Raw genomic sequence first — 18,463 nt, forward strand, 5'->3', positions numbered from 1 at the left:
CACACCGGGACGCATTCGGCGTTCATCACGCCTCGCTTATCGCAACACCGTCTTCAGATACGGCAGCATGGTCTTCAGAATGTTCGAGCCGGTGGTGCCGGTGAATACTGGTACATCGGTTACCGGAGTCGGCTGGGTCGAGGTGAGCCCCGTCACCGACGCCAATCCGGTTGATTCGCGCGGGCTCAACTCACGAATGACGATCGCCAGTACACGTCCGGGATATCTGCGGGCGATGGTGGCGTACGTGGTCGGGTCCTTCTGCCCGTCATCGCCCACCAGAATGAACTTCATGTCCGGGAAGTCGGCCATAAGTTGTTCGGCAAACTCAAGTTTGTGCTGGGGGCCGGTGGGCACGAAGGTCTTGGGCCTCGGGTCGAGGTCGCGCAGCAGCAGCGGGCCTTCGGGAAAACCATGGTCAGTGATGAAGTTGCGAATCGAACTCTCCACATTCCAAGGCGATGTCGAAAGATAGAAGAACGGTGCGCCGGGGAACAAGTCGGCGATGCGGGTGAACAGCACGCTCATGCCCGGCACGGAGGCTTTCTTCTTGGGGTCGAGGAACAGCAGGTTGTACGCGGCCTTCCATGGCACCGGGGCCTGCGTGATCATGATGGTGTCGTCCACATCGGAGATGATGCCGACTTTGGCACTGGCGGGGATGGTGTACAGGTTGGCGCTCACGGGTTTGCGGTTGGCCACGCTGTAGGAGACGCGATGGATGCCGGGCACCAGACGATGCTCGGCCACGAGGTCGAGGTATCCGGCGGAATCGGAGATGGCGTATTCGCTGCCGAGATCGCGCGTGCGGTCCACCTTGTCATAGACCTCGGAGACGCCGATCTGCACGGTGTTCAGCGGCATGTCATCAATGCTGGCCTGCACGTGGGTGCGCGGCGCGGGCACGGCAAGCATGCCGCGGATGCCGCGGATCAGTTCGCCGGATTGCGCATGCTTGGGGGCGTATACCGTGCGGCAGATCAGGCGCGAGTAATCGCCGGTGCCATAACCCACATAGGGTTCCACTCGCGGATACCAGCCCCATTGGCGCACCACCTGAGTGGAGATGTGTGACCATACGCCGAACACGCGGGTGATGGCACGACGTATGAATCGGGTGATCGGCGGCTTGACCTCGATGCGCTCATGCTTGGAGGGGGTGTCGAACGTCGTGGCAGCCTTGCGTGCGGGAATCGGCACGGTGGGCATGTCATCGGAATGTTCAGCATTGCTGGCATTGTCGGCGCCTTTGGCGGATGCCTTGACGTCAGAGACTGGCGCAGTGGCGGACAGCGCTGCATTGCGAGCAGCAGCATCCCAAGGCAGTCGCTTGCCTGCCGCCTCAAAATCCTCGCGTGGGCTTCTCATAGACACCAATATAGGCCATACACCTCATTTTCTTGGCTCCCCTCTCTGAGGGGAGCTGTCGCCATGGGCGACTGAGGGGAGTCCCCCAACATATGGAAACTCCCCTCAGTCCGCTTCATAGCCAGCTCCCCTCAGGGGGAGCCATGGGTAGAACTACCGCACGACATTCGCGTATTCGTCGGCGCTCAGCAGCTCCGGCTCATCGTCGTCAAGCTCGACCTTCAGCAGCCAGCCTTCGCCGTACGGATCGCCGTTGACCACGGACGGGTCGTCCGCCACGTCACGGTTCACATACTTGACCGTACCCGCCACGGGGCTGATCAACGGCTGGACGGCCTTGGAGGATTCAAGCTCCACGATCTCGTCGCCGGCCTCCACACGGGCGCCAGGCTCAGGCAGATCCACGAACACAAGTTCGCCAAGCTGGTCGGCGGCGTATTCGGTGATGCCGATGATTGCGGGGTCGACCGAACGGTCCACCCACGCATGCTCCTCGGAGTATTCGAGATGGTCGGGAATGTCGAGGTTCAGCGGCTGTTCGTTTTCGTTGTCATCACTCATAGTCATAAGCCTAACCTATCTTCGCGGTCCGTCACAGCTCGCGACCGAGCCATTCCTCAATCATGTAGCGGGCGATGGTGGCGCGGCCCGGCGCCGCCATACGGCCGGCGATGAGCTCGGCCGTGTATTCGTCGCGTGTGACCCATCGCGCGGTCATGGTCTCCTCGCCGTCCACATGCACGTCGGTGGTGATTGCATGTGCCTTGAACGCCATCATCAGCGAAGCCGGGAACGGCCACGGCTGCGAGCCCAGGTACCGCACCTCGCCGAGCTCGATGCCGGTCTCTTCCATGGCCTCGCGGCGGCAGGCGTGTTCAAGGTTCTCCCCCGCCTCCACAAATCCGGCGGACACCGAATACAGCCTCGAATCATTCCATGCCGCGTTGTGTTGCAGCAGCAGACGGTCGTGCCCGTCCACGATGGCGGTGATGACCGCCGGCTCCACGCGCGGGAACAGCACACGGTTGCCGTCCGCCTCGTTGGTGCATCGCTGCGCCCATCCGGCGAGCGCCGGCCGGACCGCCGCGCCACAGGTGGGACAGAACCGCTGGCGGCTGTGCCAGATGCTTAAGGTGATGGCACTGGTGGCTTGCCCAGCCTCGCGCGCGTTGGCGTGAGGGGCGAACCCGCGCAGATCCACCCAGTCGAACCGGGTCACGGCCTGTTGCAACAGCGTGGGCTTCGGGACCAAGGGTTGTACGGGCGCGCCGACCGAATCATCGAAGGCATCGTCCGCACCTTGTCCGGCCGAATCCGGTACACCGAGCGGCCCGGCGATTTTGGCTGCGGCTACGCCGCCATTGCCCTTGGTATCTCCCGGCTGCCGTATTCCGGCGGCAGCACCTCCGCTGATGCCGTTCTTGCCCAGCGCGCCGTCCACGGTGCCGGAATCCTGGGTGCCGAGCACGCCGCCGGCAGCACCGGAAACATCAGCAATCCCGTCAACACCGGGAACACCGGCTTCCGGCACGCGCGTGATATCCACGGCGACCACGGATTCGCCGCGCGCCCCGACATAGGAGCCGAGGAACATGGCGACCGCTTCGGGGTAGCGTGCCAGTTCGGCGGACACATAGGCGCCCGGCAACGTGGCGAGCCGCATTTTCACGTTCTCATAGTCCACGAGCTCGCCTTGGCCGCGCGGTACGGCGACAAGTCCGCCGCGCGTAAGCACGACTTTGGTGGTCGGCTCGGCCAGCAGCTCGTCGATCAGGCCAGGTTCGCTTCGCCGGTCCACCTGATAGTCGATGTCACCTTGCGCGAGCGGCAGGAACGGCAGCGCATGGGTCAGCGCCAGAGGCGAGAAATGAATGCCAGCGGTCATCGAGGTCTCCTATGCGTTCTTCTGCGCGCTCTGCACGCGCCTGACAAGCGAGAGCAGCGCCCGCGCCACGGTATCCGGATGTTCGACGGCACTGAAATGGCCGCAGTCCGGAATGTCGATGAATTCAGCGCCGGTGATTCGTTCGGCGAGCGGACGCATCACGCTCGGGTTGCTGGAGGGGTCCAGTTCGCCGGATACCACCAGGCTCGGCGCGCTGATCGTTTCCGGCACCGCCCCCAATTCGGGCCGGCCATAGGTCATGCGCTGACGCCAAGCCAGACCAGCCGGGTTCTGTTCGTTGATCCAGCTGGTCATGGTCGCGATGAATTCAGGAGTCTTCTTGACGGTGGAATCGCCATCGGCCGGTTGCGCGAAGTGCATGACCGGTTCGACCGAGTTCGTCTGTTCGGCGGCGTCCGCCATCTTCAGTCGGTTCTCTCCGCCCACACCGTCGGACGCGGCCATCGTGTCGCACAAGGCCAGTCCGGCCACCGTTTCGGGGTACAGGCGCTGGATGTCCATCGCCACGTAGCCGCCCATCGACAGCCCGACCCAGATCGCCTGCTCATAGCCGGCGGCCTTGATCAGGTCCACGTAGGCTCCGGCCAGGCGATCCAGCGCCTCGCTGTACGCGCCGTTGGCCATACGCGGGCCGGAATCGACCTCGCTGGGAACCGGGGATGCGCCGGAGCCTGCCATATCCGGCGCCCAAATCGGGAAGTCCGGCACATCGTTCAGGTCGGCGAAGTCGGCGAGCGCCTTCGCGCACACGTCCCACATGCGGTGGTCCACCGGGTAGGCGTTCATCAGCACCACCGGCACGCCTTCGCCATCGCGATAGATATGATTGGCCAATTCGATTGCCATTGTCGTTACTCCTTCACATTCACACCCCACTGGCGGAGCTGTCGGCTCAGTCGGCTGTGAGCGGTTTCAACGCGGACCGCCCTCCGTCGCCACGCGCCATCCCCACCAGCGGGAAGCAGAACAACTGTCAGATTCCGGCCCAGGCCAACGCCTGCCGCACGATGCGACCATGACCGTTGACCATCTGCGCCACGAACGTGTTCATTACGTCGCTCTTGGGATCCACCCATTCCACATCCAGCGTCTCGTCCTGTGGCTTGCAGTCGCCAGCGATAGGTACCACGTAGCACAGTGCGATGGCGTGCTGGCGCGGATCGTAGTATTCGCTTAGTCCCGGCGTAGGGAAGAATTCGGCCACGGTGAACGGCTGGAGCCCGACCGGCAGCAGCGGCAAGGCGATATCGCCCAAATCCTTGGCCACATTGCGGGCGATGGCCTCGCGCAACGTTTCGTGATACAGCACACGGCCGGTGATCAGCGTACGCTCGATCGACCCGTCTTCGGCGACGCGCAGCAACGAGCCGACCTGGGCAATGCGGCCCATCTCATCGGTGCGCACGGGCACGATCTCCACGTACGCGATGGGCATCTGGTGGCGGGCCCGGTTGATGTCGGCCGGCCCCAGCCATCCCGGCGGGTTGCCGTGGCCCGAACCGTCGCCGTGAATGAAGTCCTCGGGCGTGATGTTGTCGAATTCGCCGCGGCCACGGCCGGCATCGTAATCGCCCTCGTCGGGCACTTCATCATTCATGACTGGCATGGTCTCATTATCGCGCGCATTGATGAACATGGGCACAATTCACCGAAAAATTGTCTGTGAATTCTCAGCAAAGCGCCTCATCGCCTCCATGCGCCCGCAATCCATTCAGCTTGGGGCACAAACTTTTGCCGAAATGTTGGGTGGTGCTGGGAAACTGGTACACAGCATCAAGCACTGTGTTTGAGGAAGGAACTTCAATGGCCACAACCGCCATCACTTCAGCTGAGTTTGAGAAGACCATTACCGACAACGAAATCGTGTTCGTTGACTTCTGGGCCACTTGGTGCGGTCCGTGCCGAGCATTCGGCCCGATTTTCGAGGCTGCGTCCAACGAGCCGGAGAATGCGAACATCGCTTTCGTCAAGGTGGACATCGATGCCAATCAGGATCTGGCTCAGGCCGCCGGCATTCAGGCGGTACCTACGCTGATGATTGCCAAGCAGGGCGAGGTCATTTTCCAGCAGGCCGGCGCGCTGCAGGCCTCCGATCTGGACGACCTCATCGCCCAGGCCAAGGCGCTGGATCTGGCCGCCGCCAAAGCGCAGCAGGCAGCGCAGGAGCAGCAGTAAGCCTTATCACGCTGCGGCAGCGGAAGCACGGAAAAAGCCCATATATAGCGCTTCCTTGCACTGCTAACTACTACATATGCCATCCGTGGCGGGTCGAACACCCACCACGGATTTTTTATTCATCCACTCAACGTCCTATGATGGAGAGCAGTGTGTACCCAACCAAGGAGCGCAATGTCGAAGCACGCTGAGCGAACCTCAATCGTCAAGACCCTATCTCGGGGTCAGTGGGCGAAGATCGCAGCGGCCGTAGCCGCAGTGGGTCTCATTGCCACTGCAGGCGTTATATCTCGCGACTTCTATCAGTCGAGCACCGCTACGCATCCCATCACCCCAACCTCATTCTCCGCCACCGACGGCGCAGCTTCCCGCTCGGCCTCCCGTGGTGCGCTCAAGAGCACCACTTATGTGACCGTCAAGGTCAACGGCAAGTCCCGCGTGGTCCTCGGCGAAAAAGACAGCATGACCACCGTCAAGGATGTGCTGGAAACCGGCGATATCGTTCTCGATCCGGAAGATAGCGTGAGCCCAAGCCTGGATTCCAAGGTCACCGAGTCCACGGTCATTTCCATCGACCGCGCCAACACCACGGTGGAGACCACCGACACCGATATCGCTTTCAATGAAGTACGCAAGGAGACCTCGAGCCTGCCCAATGGCCAGGAGAAGGTCGAGACCGAGGGTGAGAAGGGTGTGCTGGAGACCACGTCTCTGGTGACCCGCTCCGGCGATAAGGTCGTCTCCTCCAACGTGTTCACCTCATGGGTCAAGAAGGCACCGGTCGACAAGGTGATTCTGGTGGGTACCGCCACCGTGTCTTCGCCCAGCGCCGCCAGCCTCGGCACCACCACGCCGGCCGGCGAGATTCAGTCCTGGGCGCATGACTACCTGATTTCCAACGGCTACTCCGAGGCCGACTTCACCGCCGCCAACTTCATCATCAGCCACGAATCCGGCTGGAGCCCCACCGCCACGAACCCGTCTTCAGGTGCTTATGGCCTGCCGCAGGCGCTGCCGGGCAGCAAGATGGCTTCCGCAGGTGCAGACTGGCAGACCAACTACCAGACCCAGTTCAAGTGGTTTGTGAATTATTGCAAAGACCGCTATGGTTCGATTTCCGGCGCGTACGCGTACTGGCAGGCACACAAGAGCTACTAAGCCAGCCAAATCAACACGTACACAACAGGTTCCGCGCCGCAAGAAGGCTGAGTGAAACCCGGCCCAAACGCCGAGCGAACTCATGCGCATGATGCCGGTTCCCAATCATCGGGGACCGGCATCAGCATTTCTGCGCCTTATCAGCCGAATAATAATTGTGTTGTCTATCTCTAACATTTTATAAAATGTTAGAGATAGACAACACAATATTCATATGTAATGTTAGAATGATCGAACAATGACAGTAATGTTCGGTATCACTAACATCGAGGTGGATCAATGAAAGCTTCTAGTATCATACGGTCGCCCCGTCAGCTCGCTATCAGCCTACGTGACGCACGCATCGCCAAAGGACTCACGCAGACAGCGCTCGCCCAACAAACCGGTCTCGGCCGTCCTTGGATCAACCAATTAGAACAAGGAAAAATCGAAAACGCCAGCCTCAGCCGAATCCTTGCATTATGCAACGCCCTAGAGGTCACTTTTACCGTGTCATACGAAGTGCCCTCCACACAGGACATAGCCCCGTACCCATCAGCGCATGCATCTCTCGCAAGCAATCAGAATACGTTCGCAGAAACATCAGATGCATTGAGCCAAACCAATACACCAAGCATGGCAAAACTGGCCAAGCAGATTGCGGAACAAGCGACCTCGTTACCATCATTCCAAGAGCAGCTCAAACAATATCAGCTTCAACTGAAATCCATATCTTCGCTGCCAGTGCGACAATATCTCGACACATTGCATGACCTATCCTCAGCATCCGACGCATATGACCTTACAGGGGCAGACGAACCGAACGACAGCGAGGAATACGATGACAAAAATCAAGATGCTTAACGTTTTTTTGGAAGGCATCCACTTAGGAGTCCTCCAAGAGGATCTTTTCGGCAATCATACTTTCACCTATGACTTATCAAGCCCCAGCAATGCGCAGTTATCATTATCGATGCCGCGCCGCGCAGCACCATGGAAGGGCATTGCAGTCGAAGCGTATATTGATGGGATCCTTCCTGATGACCCAGCAGTCAGGCAACGCATAGCACGTTTACATGGCGTTAATGCGCGCAATCCTTTTTCGCTACTCACCGCCGTTGGCCTTGACTGTGGTGGAGGGGTGCAATTCATTCCCGAAAAATCAGACTCTCTAATCACAGAAACGATTACGCCAATCAGCAAAGAACAAATCGGACAACGACTCGAAAAAATAACAGGGGAACAGCCGCCTTCCTGGCAAAGCCCCGATGAACATTGGTCTTTAAACGGCGCACATGACAAACTCGCCGTCAGATTCACCAATGGACAATGGTATGAGGCCGAAGGCAAAGCCGCCACTACTCACATCATCAAACCCGGAGTAAGTAGTCTGCACGAACAGGCATTCAATGAATACATATGTCTTAATACCGCAAAGAAACTCGGAATTCCCGTTGCACAATCCGACTATTGTCTTTTCGGCGGCATTCCGGCAATAGTCAGCGAACGATGGGATCGCATTGTCGACAACAGCGTCGCACCCGCAATCGTGAAGCGCATTCATCAGGAGGATTTATGCCAAGCGATGAGTGTTACGACCGACCAAAAGTATGAATCAGAGGGAGGCCCAGGAGCCACTGACATCGTGCATTTCATGCGCGACAATGGTTTGCCAGAGGACAGCGTACATCTTTTCTTCAAAGCGTTGGTTTTCAACTACATCATTGCCGGCGGAGATGCACATGCCAAGAATTATGCTATTTTGGAACCAATCGGCGGGACACCCCATCTTGCACCGCTATACGATATCGCATCGTATTTTGCCTACGATACACAGCGCAAAGAACGTAAACTTGCGATGCGCATTGGAGGAGAATATTCATGGGAACGTATCGATTTACGTCACTGGCATCGATTTGCCGAAGCATGTACAGGACAATCCGATTGGGAGACGCTCGGTAATATACTTCTCGAATATGCATTGAGCACATTGCCAGCATTCCTACAAGTTTCTGAGGAAGCTCTTGCACTGGCACAACAGCTGGAGCAATCCGCCACCGGCGAACAAACCGCAAATAAATTCGAACTGATTATGCGAATCCGTGACGGCATAGCGGCACAAAGCACGCGTATATTGAGCTGGTTCGCAACAGCAAATGGTGGAAATGCGCGCTACTGTTATTCGCGGTTCCTTTGACAATTAGGCTAGAGCACAATCACTTACGGCTTCGGCTCATTTTCCGGTTTCGGCCGCATGACCCCCTCATCGTCTGGTTGTTTTTGCTGTTGTTTTTGCTGTTGCTGCTGCAACAACTGCTGCTGCCTTAATCGTGCATAATAATCATTCAGAGCTTTCTGCCGCGCTGCTTCTTGCTGAGCCTCAACAGCTGCGCTGTAGTTGGCCATGGACGTGTTTACTGCATCCATGGACGCAGTCAGCGTGTTGACGGCATCCTGCATGGCCTTTACGTCAGTGCCCTGCTGGGACAGCACGGTATTGGCGTTGGCGATGTCACTTTCCAGCGTCACTCGCGTTGAATTATCGTCGACGGCATACAGGCTGTTGTCCAGCAAAGTCTGAGCCTCGGCAATCTTGCCCTGCAACGCCTGCTGGGCGTTAGCCTGATCCTTGGCGTTCTTGCTGTCCGTCACGGCCTTTGCCGCGGCAGTAATCGCAGTGGCGTTCTTCTTGGCGGTCTTGGTCTGGCTAGTGGCTGTCTTGGCATATTCCTTGAGGTCCGACGTAGAAGCTGAAGTCTTGCACTCCACCGCTTCCACGTTCTTTACCGCAGCAACTGCCTTCTTCAACGCATCCACGGTCGCGCCGTCAGCCACTTGATCAGCTGTAATGCTTTGAGCACTCTTGGCGTCGGCCAACGCCTTGGCCAGCGCCTTCTGAGCGGTGGAATTCTGGTCCACGGCCTCAGCACATGCTGTCAACGCATCCTGATGCAGCTGATGGCTTTCCTGACGCTGCTCGCTGGAACGCCAGTACCATACACCACCAATGATCGCTGCAATCACCACCAGCGCAGCAATCACCGAAATGATAATGCCCTTGGTCCTCTTCTTGCCGCCCTTGCCACCGCGAGGAGTCTCTGCCGCGCGGTCTCCCTCCGGCTCCTCCACCGGTTCAGGGTTCTGCTCGATGGCACTGAAATCGATGCTCAGATCGTCTGTGGCACTATCACGTTGCGGCTTGGCTTCAGGAACCGGCGCAAAAAGCGACAGCGTCGCATTGTCATCCCGCTGAGGCGACTGAGTACTCTCCGCAGTATCAGGCGCCGCAAAAGTCATCGGAGGAGTAGCCGCCGCATCGGAAAAGGGAGAGGTACCGCCATCAGTATTCGCCGCGCCCGCAGCGGGCCATTCCATTACTTCGTCAAAGCTGGGGAATGCAGATTGAGAGCCATCCGCAACAGCACCAGTACTGTTGCCGTCACCCGACGCAGCGCTGCCTGCGTTATCGACAAACGAGATAGGCGGTATGTCCCAGCAGGTATCGACGATATCGCCGCGAGCCGGCGACGTAGAGGAACCAGATTCCGCGTTCGGTTCAGGGCGTTCGTCTGTTCCCATGCTCTTTTCATTCCTTTGCGTCATTGAAGTCATTCCAAACTGTCAGTTTATACAGCCCCATGCCAAGTGTGCCAGCTGGTACTCAAGAACGTCACAATTCTTTACTATTCGATATACAGCCAGCATCATGCACCCAAACAACTCAGTCCTTTAACAGTAAAACCGTGCGACACAGAAGTACCGCACGGTTCATATTGCAAGACAATAGGCAAACGCCGAAACTACTACTTGCGGCCTTCCTTCTTGCCCTAGCCCTTGCTCTTGGCGCCCTTATGAGATCTGCGCTTGTTGCCGTCCTCGTAATAGTAGTAGTAATAGTTCTTCGAGTGCATCTTCTTCGGATCAGCGAAGTTGAAGATGAAGCCGAGAATCGGCACTTCGGCGGTCTGCAGAGCCGTAGCGGTGCTTCTCAGCTCCTTCTTCTCCACAACGCCCTTACCGGTCACGAGCACCAGACCACCGGCCATACGACCGAATACGGTGGCGTCGCTGGCAACGGACAGCGGAGCAGTATCGATGATCACGTAATCGTACTGGGTGAGGGCCTGCTCGACCATTTCCTTCATCAGGTCGGAGTTCAGCAGAATGCTGGCGTTAGCCGGGCGCTTGCCGGCAGACATGATGTGCAGGTTCGGCTTCCAATACTTCTGAATGACATCGGCCGGGGACGCCTGGCGAGACAGCACGTGAGACAGGCCCACGTGGCCTTCAATGCCGAACTTGTGAGCCACGGATGGGTGGCGCAAATCGGCGTCGATAAGCAGCACACTCTTGCCTTCCTCGGCGAGAGCCACGGCAACGTTACAGGAAACCGTCGTCTTACCTTCGGACGGATCGGTAGAGGTGATGACCAGCAGTCGGCCATGACCCTGCGTGGCGGTGGTGGTAAGGAACGAAAGGTTCGTGCGAATACGACGGAATTCCTCGGCCTCGCTACCGGCCGGCTGAGCAACCACGACCGGGCGGCTGTCGTCAAGAATCGCAGCCTGCGGCACGGTACCCAGCGAAGAGGCGTGGGTCAGTTCGCGCACGTCGTCGGTGGAGTCCACCTTGGTGTTGAGGATGTCCTTCAGCAGGGCAACGCCAATGCCTACGATGAGGCCGAGAATCAGGCCCACGGCCAGATACAGCGGAATGTTCGGGGAGCTCTGCCCGGTAGGAGTCTGAGCCTTCTGCACTACCGTGAGCTTGATGGGAGAGCCGCTGGAAGAGGAGTTGTTGTACAGGTCGGAAGAAACCTGATCGGCCAGGTTCTTCGCCACGCTGTTGGCGATGTCGGCCGCTTGCTGCGGATCGCCGACTTCCGCCGAGATGTCCACCATGAATGTGTTCGTGGGGTTCGTAGCGGTCACCACATCGGCAAGATCGGTCGTGGTCATATCCAGACCGAGGTCCTTAATGACGGGCTGGAGCACGGCTTCGGTCTTCACCAGTTCCGGATACGTCGTGATCTGGGTATTCAAATAATTGGCACCCGAGCTCATATCGTTGGTGGTCTGCGTCTCGCCGGACTGACCGGCATACGTGGCGAACACTTCAGCCGTAGCCGTGTACTTCGGCGGCATGATGAATGTGACAGCTGCAACCGCAGCAAACACCACCACAAACGAGATAATCGCAGACGCGAGATGCTTGCGAACAATCTGCAGCAAATCAGCGATGGTCAATGTTCTTCCTTACCTCTTCGGGAAATTTTCACAGATGGTCTATAATTTAGCACCTACCGGGGAACTTCTCGAGCTTTTGTATCCTTGTGAACAATGACCAAAACCCTTGATACGACTGCAGAATAACTGTACACAATCGCAATCACAATGTACTCTCACTAAATATTTTGCGACAACACTATTTCCCTATTCCATATTATGAATTGAAATTGAGAATGTGATATATAAAATTGTAATTCAAATTATCATTCATTACAATCAAAATTGTCAATACTATTTATGCAGTTTGAAGGAATATATTATGGCATCCTTGCTGCAAGGATTCGAATTTTGTAAGCGACTGCCAATTACTTGGTGGGAGTTTAAAAGTACTTCATGAAAGTGAACGGTTGGCCGAACCCCCATCACCTCACCCACACATGCAACTGGTACAGTTCTCACGGAGGATATGGGAGGGAACCAAGTATGTCCACACCGAACAATACGCAGCTCGGCAACAAGTCAGTTCAAGAAAAACGCAGAAACTCCGGTCATTGCCCCGCGCTACAGCGTGGGGCAATGACCGAGACGCTGACTCGTATCACCATCACCCCATCAGACATGTTGATGTTTGCCGCAGTGGCCATGCTGCCATTTGATGGCACAAAAATTGGCATTCCACTCCCCTATTGGACGCCAATCTCCCCCTGGTTGTTCACCCTGTACACAATCATCAACTGGCGATACTTGCGCGATACCGCACGCCGCTTCCTGCCGTTCTTCCTCTTTCCCCTGCTACTAGTGCTCACATCCGTATACGGCTGGCAGTCATATGGAATACACGCCAACGCAACCGCAAAGTCATTCATCTCCATATTGTTAGGGCTGGCGTGCTTGGCTTCGCTCGACATCGCGATCCGCATTAAACGTGTACCTGTACGAACATTGTTAACTACGCTATTCACCGCATATGTAGTGGCATTCCTCATTGGGATACTGCAATATATCGCTTTAGAACGACATCTGAACTGGCAGCCAGTACAAGCATATTTTGGGGGTGCTCTGTATAGAAACTATGCGAGCTTTCGTCCTCAATTCATGTTCGCAGAACCTAGCTATATCGGCATGCATTTGTTCGGCGTACTCCTGCCAGTTTTCTGGCTGACCCGCGACCGCAAGATTGGCATATTGATACCGATATTTGCCGCTGGAGCAATTGCGATGGGCTCCGGCACCCGAATCATACTGGATACAGTGGTAGCTACATTTATCTGGCTGATAGCGACAATCAACTTCCACTCACGTAAGGCAACAGCTGGGTTCGTCGGTGCTTTAGGACTTCTTGGAGCAGGTGGATTGAGCGCAATTATCATCAATCCGCGTCTAAACTCTTTAGTCACCAATGGATTACTTGCTGGTGACGGATCGATGAGTGCAAGAATCTTCCATATGCTCGCTCCCATGTGGTCATGGAAACATGATCTACCTCACTTCATGTTTGGATGGGGCGCAGGCAATATCTCTAATGCAGTGCGTACTGGTTACGCCGGTGCCCGCCAATGGTATGACGCCAATGGCGGTGCGCCCAATACCGAAATCGACAGTTTAGCAAATCCCCCAGCGGATACTTTCACAATGAGCATCTATGCCAGCTTCATTACCGAATTTGGCCTATTTTGCTTTTTGACCTTCTTGCTCTTGGTATTAGCACATGTAGCGGTCCATCATGGATGGAGCCGACGGAACATATGCTGGTTCATTCTTCTCGCATACCTATATATTCAGTTTGAATCATACGCATTCTATGCAATTCCACTGTTCATATGGGCTGTCTGCACAATAATGAATCGAGGAAAAAACAACATCAATTCCCTTTAGATTGCGAGAATCACAATTCGCTACTCTCTATCATGCCGATAAAGAGTGCGCATACGCCCGTTGTCTAATTGAAAGTGCAGCACCCGTTAGATTGGAGATTCCGCCTATAAGTGGTATATGAAACCTTTCACGACCAAACAAATCTGGCTGATGGTTGGTATCAGACTCGGATTCTTCCTGTTATACACCGCCGCATCTGCAACGTTGCTCTGCTTGGGCACAGCATGGGAATCTACATCACTGGGTCATGGAAGCTGCCCGTCATCATGGTGGGCTTCGGCATGTTCCTGCTGTTCGACCGCGCCACCTTCCACAGCCGTGCCATCAACCGGATAGCGTAATCCGCGTTCGCAGTGTACCTGATTACCGATTACGCCGCCTCCGAGAAACTGCTCTGAGTCCGGTTGTTCAACCTGCAGAACCTGTACCAGCAGCCATTGGCGATCCTGCAGATTCTGGGCATCCTGCTGGCGAGCTACGCGACCTGCACACTGCTCGACTTCATCCGCCAAGCACTATTCGCCGTCACCCTCGGCAAGCGGCGCGGACACTGGTTTGACCTGCTGTGGGACAAGGCATCCACCCAATCAATCCTTTCGCCTGAACACGCAAGCCAATCTCACCGCTTCCACGGAAAATAAACAATTCTGAAATGAAAATCGCACACGTAAGGCACAGGTTGCACCTTCTTATGCCAAGTGAAACCAGAAAATGTATAGATTTGTGGACACGCTCATAAAACCATCACTTTTAGCAGAAAATTGCAAAAATGGACATTTCTAGTTATAATCTCAGTATCAAAAGAGTAAAACACATTTACGAGGCGACCCAATGCTGATTGATTTTAGCTTTTCGAATTTCAGGAGTTTCCGCGACGAGCAATCTTTCTCTATGACTCGCGACGAAAGGTTCACGGAATCCAACGACTCACGGCAGTCTCCAATCACAGCCATATACGGCGCCAACGCATCAGGAAAATCCAATTTCCTGAAGGCGATGTGCGCCATGCGTAGCATGGTGACAAACAGCTACAGCCAAGGTGATGCGAACAGCGATATTCTTAGGGAACCATTCCTACTGAGAGAGAACCCATTCGAGGAACCATCGATGTTCTTCCTGGAGTTCACAGCCGAGAACCATCTGAAATACCAGTACTGGTTCCGCTATAACAATAAGCACATATTAGAGGAAGAGCTTACCTTCTTTAAGGACATGGGAGGACGTCTCTCCACTCACTCCTCACTGTTGTTCTCCCGCACCGGAAACGACGAGGTGAAATTCGGAGCCACTTTCAAAGGACCTAGAACGCAAGTGCGAAAGACAGTGGGACTCCGCCCCAACGCTCTCCTGCTTTCGGCGGCCGCCGCAGCCGGCATCGAATGTGTCCAACCTGTATTCTCGTTTTTCCAGAATGATATGGCGTATTGCGTGGCAAACGCTTTCGAACAGGAACAGCCCATATTGCTTGACCAATTCAAGAACAAGACACCTTTTTCGAAGCATCTGACATCTCTGATCAAGTACGCAGATTTTGGCATCCGCGATGTGAAAAGCGTTCCGGCGAACATCCCCTCGGATATCTGGCATCAGTTCAAAGAGCAGATGAAGACTCAGATCGGAGCTGATGAGGGAAAGCTAGAGGAAGCATTCAACATCAAAAACGCGACACAGTTGCAATTCACTCATACCGGCGAAGATTCATCCTCTGCCGGCTTCGGCTTGGATAACGAGTCCAGGGGCACTGTCGCCGCGCTGTCGTTCTTCTCGCTTGCCCTTCGTCAGCTATCAAGGCCCACGGTCACACTTATCGACGAAATTGACACAAGCCTGCACCCAACCTTGGTAGCAGAGCTGGTGGCGCTGTACACCGATCCGGCAACGAATCCCCACGGCTCCCAGCTCATTTTCACGACCCATGACGTGTCATTGATCAATCAGTCGGGTTCGTCGAACCGCCTACTACAACCCGATCAGATATGGCTTGTAGAGAAAGATAAAGACGGCGCCTCGGAACTCTTCCCGGTAACGGAACTTGGTATTCGAAAGGAAGAGAACATCGGCAAGAACTACCTCAATGGTGTATATGGCGCCACACCGAACCCCAGTTTCCATACCGTGTTCGCACAGATCATGAATGGAGACGATGACTGATGGCGAAGAAGCGAGGCGTTCCCGCGCATGGTCGCAAGTCTGCACGTTTCCGCAGAGCACGCAAGAAGCGTTATCTTGTCGTAGCTGGCGGAGCTGTTACCGAAAGACAGTATTTCAAGCAGCTTGAGTCCATATATGACGTTGTCATCGACTACCAACAGAAGAACGAAAGTCCTGAACAGCTCGCGGATTTTGCATGCAAGTTGAAGAAAGAGGATGAACGGGATATCTCCACAGATTGCTATGAAAAAATCTGGGTGGTAGTCGATGTTGACGACTTTCACGACCACAGCAAGGCCGCAAAAACTTGCAAGGACAATGGGATCGAGCTCATCATTTCCAATCCCTGCTTCGAGGTCTGGCTGCTCGACCATATGAAGGCTTGTCCACCAAGCTACACACTGACGCCCGATGTCGAGTCAGCTGCGGCAAAAGCCGGCATCGTTGGAGGGAATCGCAACAAATACGTCAATGACGAACTCATCGACAGCGAACATCTCGATGCCGCCACACGCAACGCAGCCCGGCACAACACAGCGGAGAACAGTCAGGGGCGCAACAGGCTCACGCCATATCACGAGCAGGAATACGCCCCTTGGACCGATATGCCGAAAGTGATTGAGACGCTGAAATCTAATAAACAGAGCTGAAAGAAGAAACATGGCCCTGTCCCAAGATTAAATAATTGGTATAGGAAAATCACACATCCGCATGTTATTCAACCTCTGCTCCAAGAAAGAGAAACATATGACAGAAAAAACGCAGATCATAAATAAGCGCTTAGACCAAATTCTATATGGCACCGAATGGACTCACAAAATACATGAGAAAGTAGCAGATACATTCGAAATTACCGATCGTCTTTTAACGTTTATTTCTGTCCTAACGACTGCTTTTTCTGGATCCGGGATTTTGGCGGCAGTATTTTCCAATAACCAATCCCTCAGAATCGCAGCAGCGATTCTAGCTGCAATCTCACTGTTCTCAACTCTTCTCACCAAGAGCTTTCGTTTCTCCGTACGCGCAACAGAGCAACGCCATGCTGCTAGAGAATTTCTATCGATTCGCGAATGTATCAAAAACTTACAAGTCAAAATCAATACTGACAACATTTCCGTCGATGAAACACTCACTGAAGTATTTCAACTTTCAGACGCTTATACTTCCGCATGCATTAAGGCTCCTTCAACAAATTTCTTTGCCAAATACTTAGCCGAGAAAGAATTCCTAAGATCATCGTCAGAACTCACTTCCTCATATAAAAAGGAGAAGAACACAGATGAATGAAACAGCCACTTTTGATGCATTCTTTGAATCAATTAAACTTGATTCTCTTAATGAATATCAAAGTGTATTAGACTGTATCGGAAAGAAACTCAATGACTCCTTCTACCATATTGATTCAAAAAATGAGCATCTTATCATAGTTGGATCAATAGGAAGAGGCACTGCCGTGCCGGGAACAAGCGATCTTGATGTCCTTTTCGACTTACCTGAGGATGTATTCCATACATTTGACTCGTATAAATCGAACGGGCAATCTACTCTTCTTCAGAAAGTCAAGGAAGCGGTCAAGGAGCGATACCCTAAGACTGATGTTAGGGGCGACGGACAAGCAGTTGTCATCAGCTTTGAATCCAAAAATTTTACAGTTGATCTTGTGCCTGCATTCAGACAAACTGATGGATCCTTCAAATATCCCGATAGTCATAATGGTGGTTCATGGAAAACAACTAATCCTATACCGGAACAAGAAGCATGCACAACCTTATTTGCACAAACCGATAATGCTGCACTTCATATTTGTAACGCTCTTCGCATTTGGAAGAACAATGTAGGTTTTCACTTCAAAGGACTCCTCATTGACACGCTAGTCGGGAAATACTTCGACCAGAAAAACTCTATTCCACTTAATTCTTATGATTTGTTTATTGACGTTTTTGAGAACCTTTCTCTTGTCAATAGAAATCAATCCTATTGGCATGCAATCGGTAGCAACCAACAAGTAACCAACGATGACAAAGGAGCATTTGTCCCTAAGTCACAAAAAGCTCTCAACATATTAAGAGCTGCGTCATCCGAATCAGACCGAGAAGAAGCTCTCATCAAACTTTTCGGAAAAACAATAGCCAAATGTATGGTTGATTCTATTCACCAAGAGAATGAACGCAAACTTTTAAAGAAATATTCTATTACTAACAATGAGGAATTTATCGAAGATCTTTTCACCATCGACATTAGCAACTATCTCGAAATTGATTGCAAAGTCACTCAAGATGGATGGCGCACTAAAAGTCTACGAGACATGCTCTTTAAGCATCTTCCCCTCCTTCCGAGAAAACAGCTTGATTTTCATATCGTCAGATGTGACGTAAAATCTCCTTATGAAATTTACTGGAAAGTAAGGAACTGCGGAGAAGAAGCATTTAAAAGAAATTGCATTCGTGGACAAATCACAGAAGGCACATTGGATGCGCCACTGCGGGAGCATGCAGATTTTCAAGGACCACATTTCGTTGAATGCTATGCCGTTAAAAATGGCATCTGCGTTGCAAGATCACGAATCGATGTGCCCATTAGTGAAACGGGAGAAAGGGGCTGCGGACGTTTTCTTGGAGACTGA

The 18,463-nt window shown here is 54.0% G+C and carries 17 protein-coding genes; 10 read left to right on the plus strand and 7 right to left on the minus strand.

Annotated elements, in window-relative coordinates; translation table 11 throughout:
* Positions 1 to 36: 36 nt before the first annotated feature.
* The 5 genes from FYJ31_RS04950 to FYJ31_RS04970 form a co-directional block, all read right to left on the minus strand.
* Positions 37 to 1,368 carry an App1 family protein gene (locus tag FYJ31_RS04950; RefSeq protein WP_162859310.1) on the minus strand — a complete coding sequence of 444 codons (1,332 nt, stop codon included), beginning with the start codon at positions 1,366 to 1,368 and terminating at the stop codon, positions 37 to 39.
* Positions 1,369 to 1,521: 153 nt separating this feature from the next.
* The gene (gcvH, locus tag FYJ31_RS04955) at positions 1,522 to 1,935 is read right to left on the minus strand and encodes a glycine cleavage system protein GcvH (protein ID WP_012578342.1); all 414 of its coding nucleotides are present in this window, start codon (positions 1,933 to 1,935) and stop codon (positions 1,522 to 1,524) included.
* 25 nt (positions 1,936 to 1,960) lie between these two features.
* On the minus strand, positions 1,961 to 3,253 hold the full coding sequence (nudC, locus tag FYJ31_RS04960; protein WP_154536140.1) for an NAD(+) diphosphatase: 1,293 nt from the start codon (positions 3,251 to 3,253) through the stop codon (positions 1,961 to 1,963).
* A 9-nt stretch (positions 3,254 to 3,262) separates the two neighbouring features.
* Positions 3,263 to 4,120 (minus strand): alpha/beta fold hydrolase, encoded by an 858-nt coding sequence (locus FYJ31_RS04965; RefSeq protein ID WP_154536141.1) that lies wholly within the window; start codon positions 4,118 to 4,120, stop codon positions 3,263 to 3,265.
* A gap of 127 nt (positions 4,121 to 4,247) precedes the next feature.
* Positions 4,248 to 4,910, minus strand: coding sequence for an NUDIX hydrolase family protein (locus tag FYJ31_RS04970; RefSeq protein WP_174772844.1), 663 nt, complete (start codon positions 4,908 to 4,910; stop codon positions 4,248 to 4,250).
* Between the two features lie 167 nt (positions 4,911 to 5,077).
* Here FYJ31_RS04970 and trxA point away from each other — a divergent pair, with 167 nt between their 5' ends.
* The 4 genes from trxA to FYJ31_RS04990 all read left to right on the plus strand — a co-directional run bounded on the left by trxA (position 5,078) and on the right by FYJ31_RS04990 (position 8,783).
* Positions 5,078 to 5,449, plus strand: coding sequence for a thioredoxin (trxA, locus tag FYJ31_RS04975; protein ID WP_003828388.1), 372 nt, complete (start codon positions 5,078 to 5,080; stop codon positions 5,447 to 5,449).
* 174 nt (positions 5,450 to 5,623) lie between these two features.
* The gene (locus tag FYJ31_RS04980) at positions 5,624 to 6,607 is read left to right on the plus strand and encodes a G5 domain-containing protein (protein WP_154536143.1); all 984 of its coding nucleotides are present in this window, start codon (positions 5,624 to 5,626) and stop codon (positions 6,605 to 6,607) included.
* Between the two features lie 279 nt (positions 6,608 to 6,886).
* Positions 6,887 to 7,450 (plus strand): helix-turn-helix domain-containing protein, encoded by a 564-nt coding sequence (locus FYJ31_RS04985; RefSeq protein WP_012578347.1) that lies wholly within the window; start codon positions 6,887 to 6,889, stop codon positions 7,448 to 7,450.
* Positions 7,428 to 8,783, plus strand: coding sequence for a type II toxin-antitoxin system HipA family toxin (locus FYJ31_RS04990; protein ID WP_154536144.1), 1,356 nt, complete (start codon positions 7,428 to 7,430; stop codon positions 8,781 to 8,783). The genes FYJ31_RS04985 and FYJ31_RS04990 overlap by 23 nt, the downstream gene beginning before the upstream one ends.
* A gap of 23 nt (positions 8,784 to 8,806) precedes the next feature.
* Here the strand turns inward: FYJ31_RS04990 and FYJ31_RS04995 are convergent, their stop codons facing one another.
* Complete coding sequence (locus FYJ31_RS04995; RefSeq protein ID WP_154536145.1) at positions 8,807 to 10,189, minus strand: hypothetical protein; 1,383 nt, start codon at positions 10,187 to 10,189, stop codon at positions 8,807 to 8,809.
* Positions 10,190 to 10,413: 224 nt separating this feature from the next.
* The gene (locus FYJ31_RS05000; RefSeq protein WP_154536146.1) at positions 10,414 to 11,832 is read right to left on the minus strand and encodes a polysaccharide biosynthesis tyrosine autokinase; all 1,419 of its coding nucleotides are present in this window, start codon (positions 11,830 to 11,832) and stop codon (positions 10,414 to 10,416) included.
* 465 nt (positions 11,833 to 12,297) lie between these two features.
* On the opposite strand from FYJ31_RS05000, the gene FYJ31_RS05005 reads away from it, so the two are divergent.
* From FYJ31_RS05005 to FYJ31_RS05035, 6 genes are all read left to right on the plus strand, one after another.
* Positions 12,298 to 13,689 (plus strand): hypothetical protein, encoded by a 1,392-nt coding sequence (locus tag FYJ31_RS05005; RefSeq protein ID WP_154536147.1) that lies wholly within the window; start codon positions 12,298 to 12,300, stop codon positions 13,687 to 13,689.
* 404 nt (positions 13,690 to 14,093) lie between these two features.
* Positions 14,094 to 14,330, plus strand: coding sequence for a hypothetical protein (locus FYJ31_RS05015; protein ID WP_154536148.1), 237 nt, complete (start codon positions 14,094 to 14,096; stop codon positions 14,328 to 14,330).
* Positions 14,331 to 14,520: 190 nt separating this feature from the next.
* On the plus strand, positions 14,521 to 15,840 hold the full coding sequence (locus FYJ31_RS05020; protein ID WP_071478041.1) for an AAA family ATPase: 1,320 nt from the start codon (positions 14,521 to 14,523) through the stop codon (positions 15,838 to 15,840).
* Positions 15,840 to 16,490 carry an RloB family protein gene (locus FYJ31_RS05025; RefSeq protein WP_154050310.1) on the plus strand — a complete coding sequence of 217 codons (651 nt, stop codon included), beginning with the start codon at positions 15,840 to 15,842 and terminating at the stop codon, positions 16,488 to 16,490. The genes FYJ31_RS05020 and FYJ31_RS05025 overlap by 1 nt, the downstream gene beginning before the upstream one ends.
* Before the next feature lie 97 nt (positions 16,491 to 16,587).
* Positions 16,588 to 17,127 carry an SLATT domain-containing protein gene (locus tag FYJ31_RS05030; protein WP_177189958.1) on the plus strand — a complete coding sequence of 180 codons (540 nt, stop codon included), beginning with the start codon at positions 16,588 to 16,590 and terminating at the stop codon, positions 17,125 to 17,127.
* The gene (locus tag FYJ31_RS05035) at positions 17,120 to 18,463 is read left to right on the plus strand and encodes a nucleotide-binding domain-containing protein (protein ID WP_154536149.1); all 1,344 of its coding nucleotides are present in this window, start codon (positions 17,120 to 17,122) and stop codon (positions 18,461 to 18,463) included. Before FYJ31_RS05030 ends, FYJ31_RS05035 begins: the two co-directional genes overlap by 8 nt.

This window comes from Bifidobacterium sp. WCA-178-WT-4B, from assembly GCF_009696495.1.
Lineage (GTDB): Bacteria > Actinomycetota > Actinomycetes > Actinomycetales > Bifidobacteriaceae > Bifidobacterium > Bifidobacterium infantis.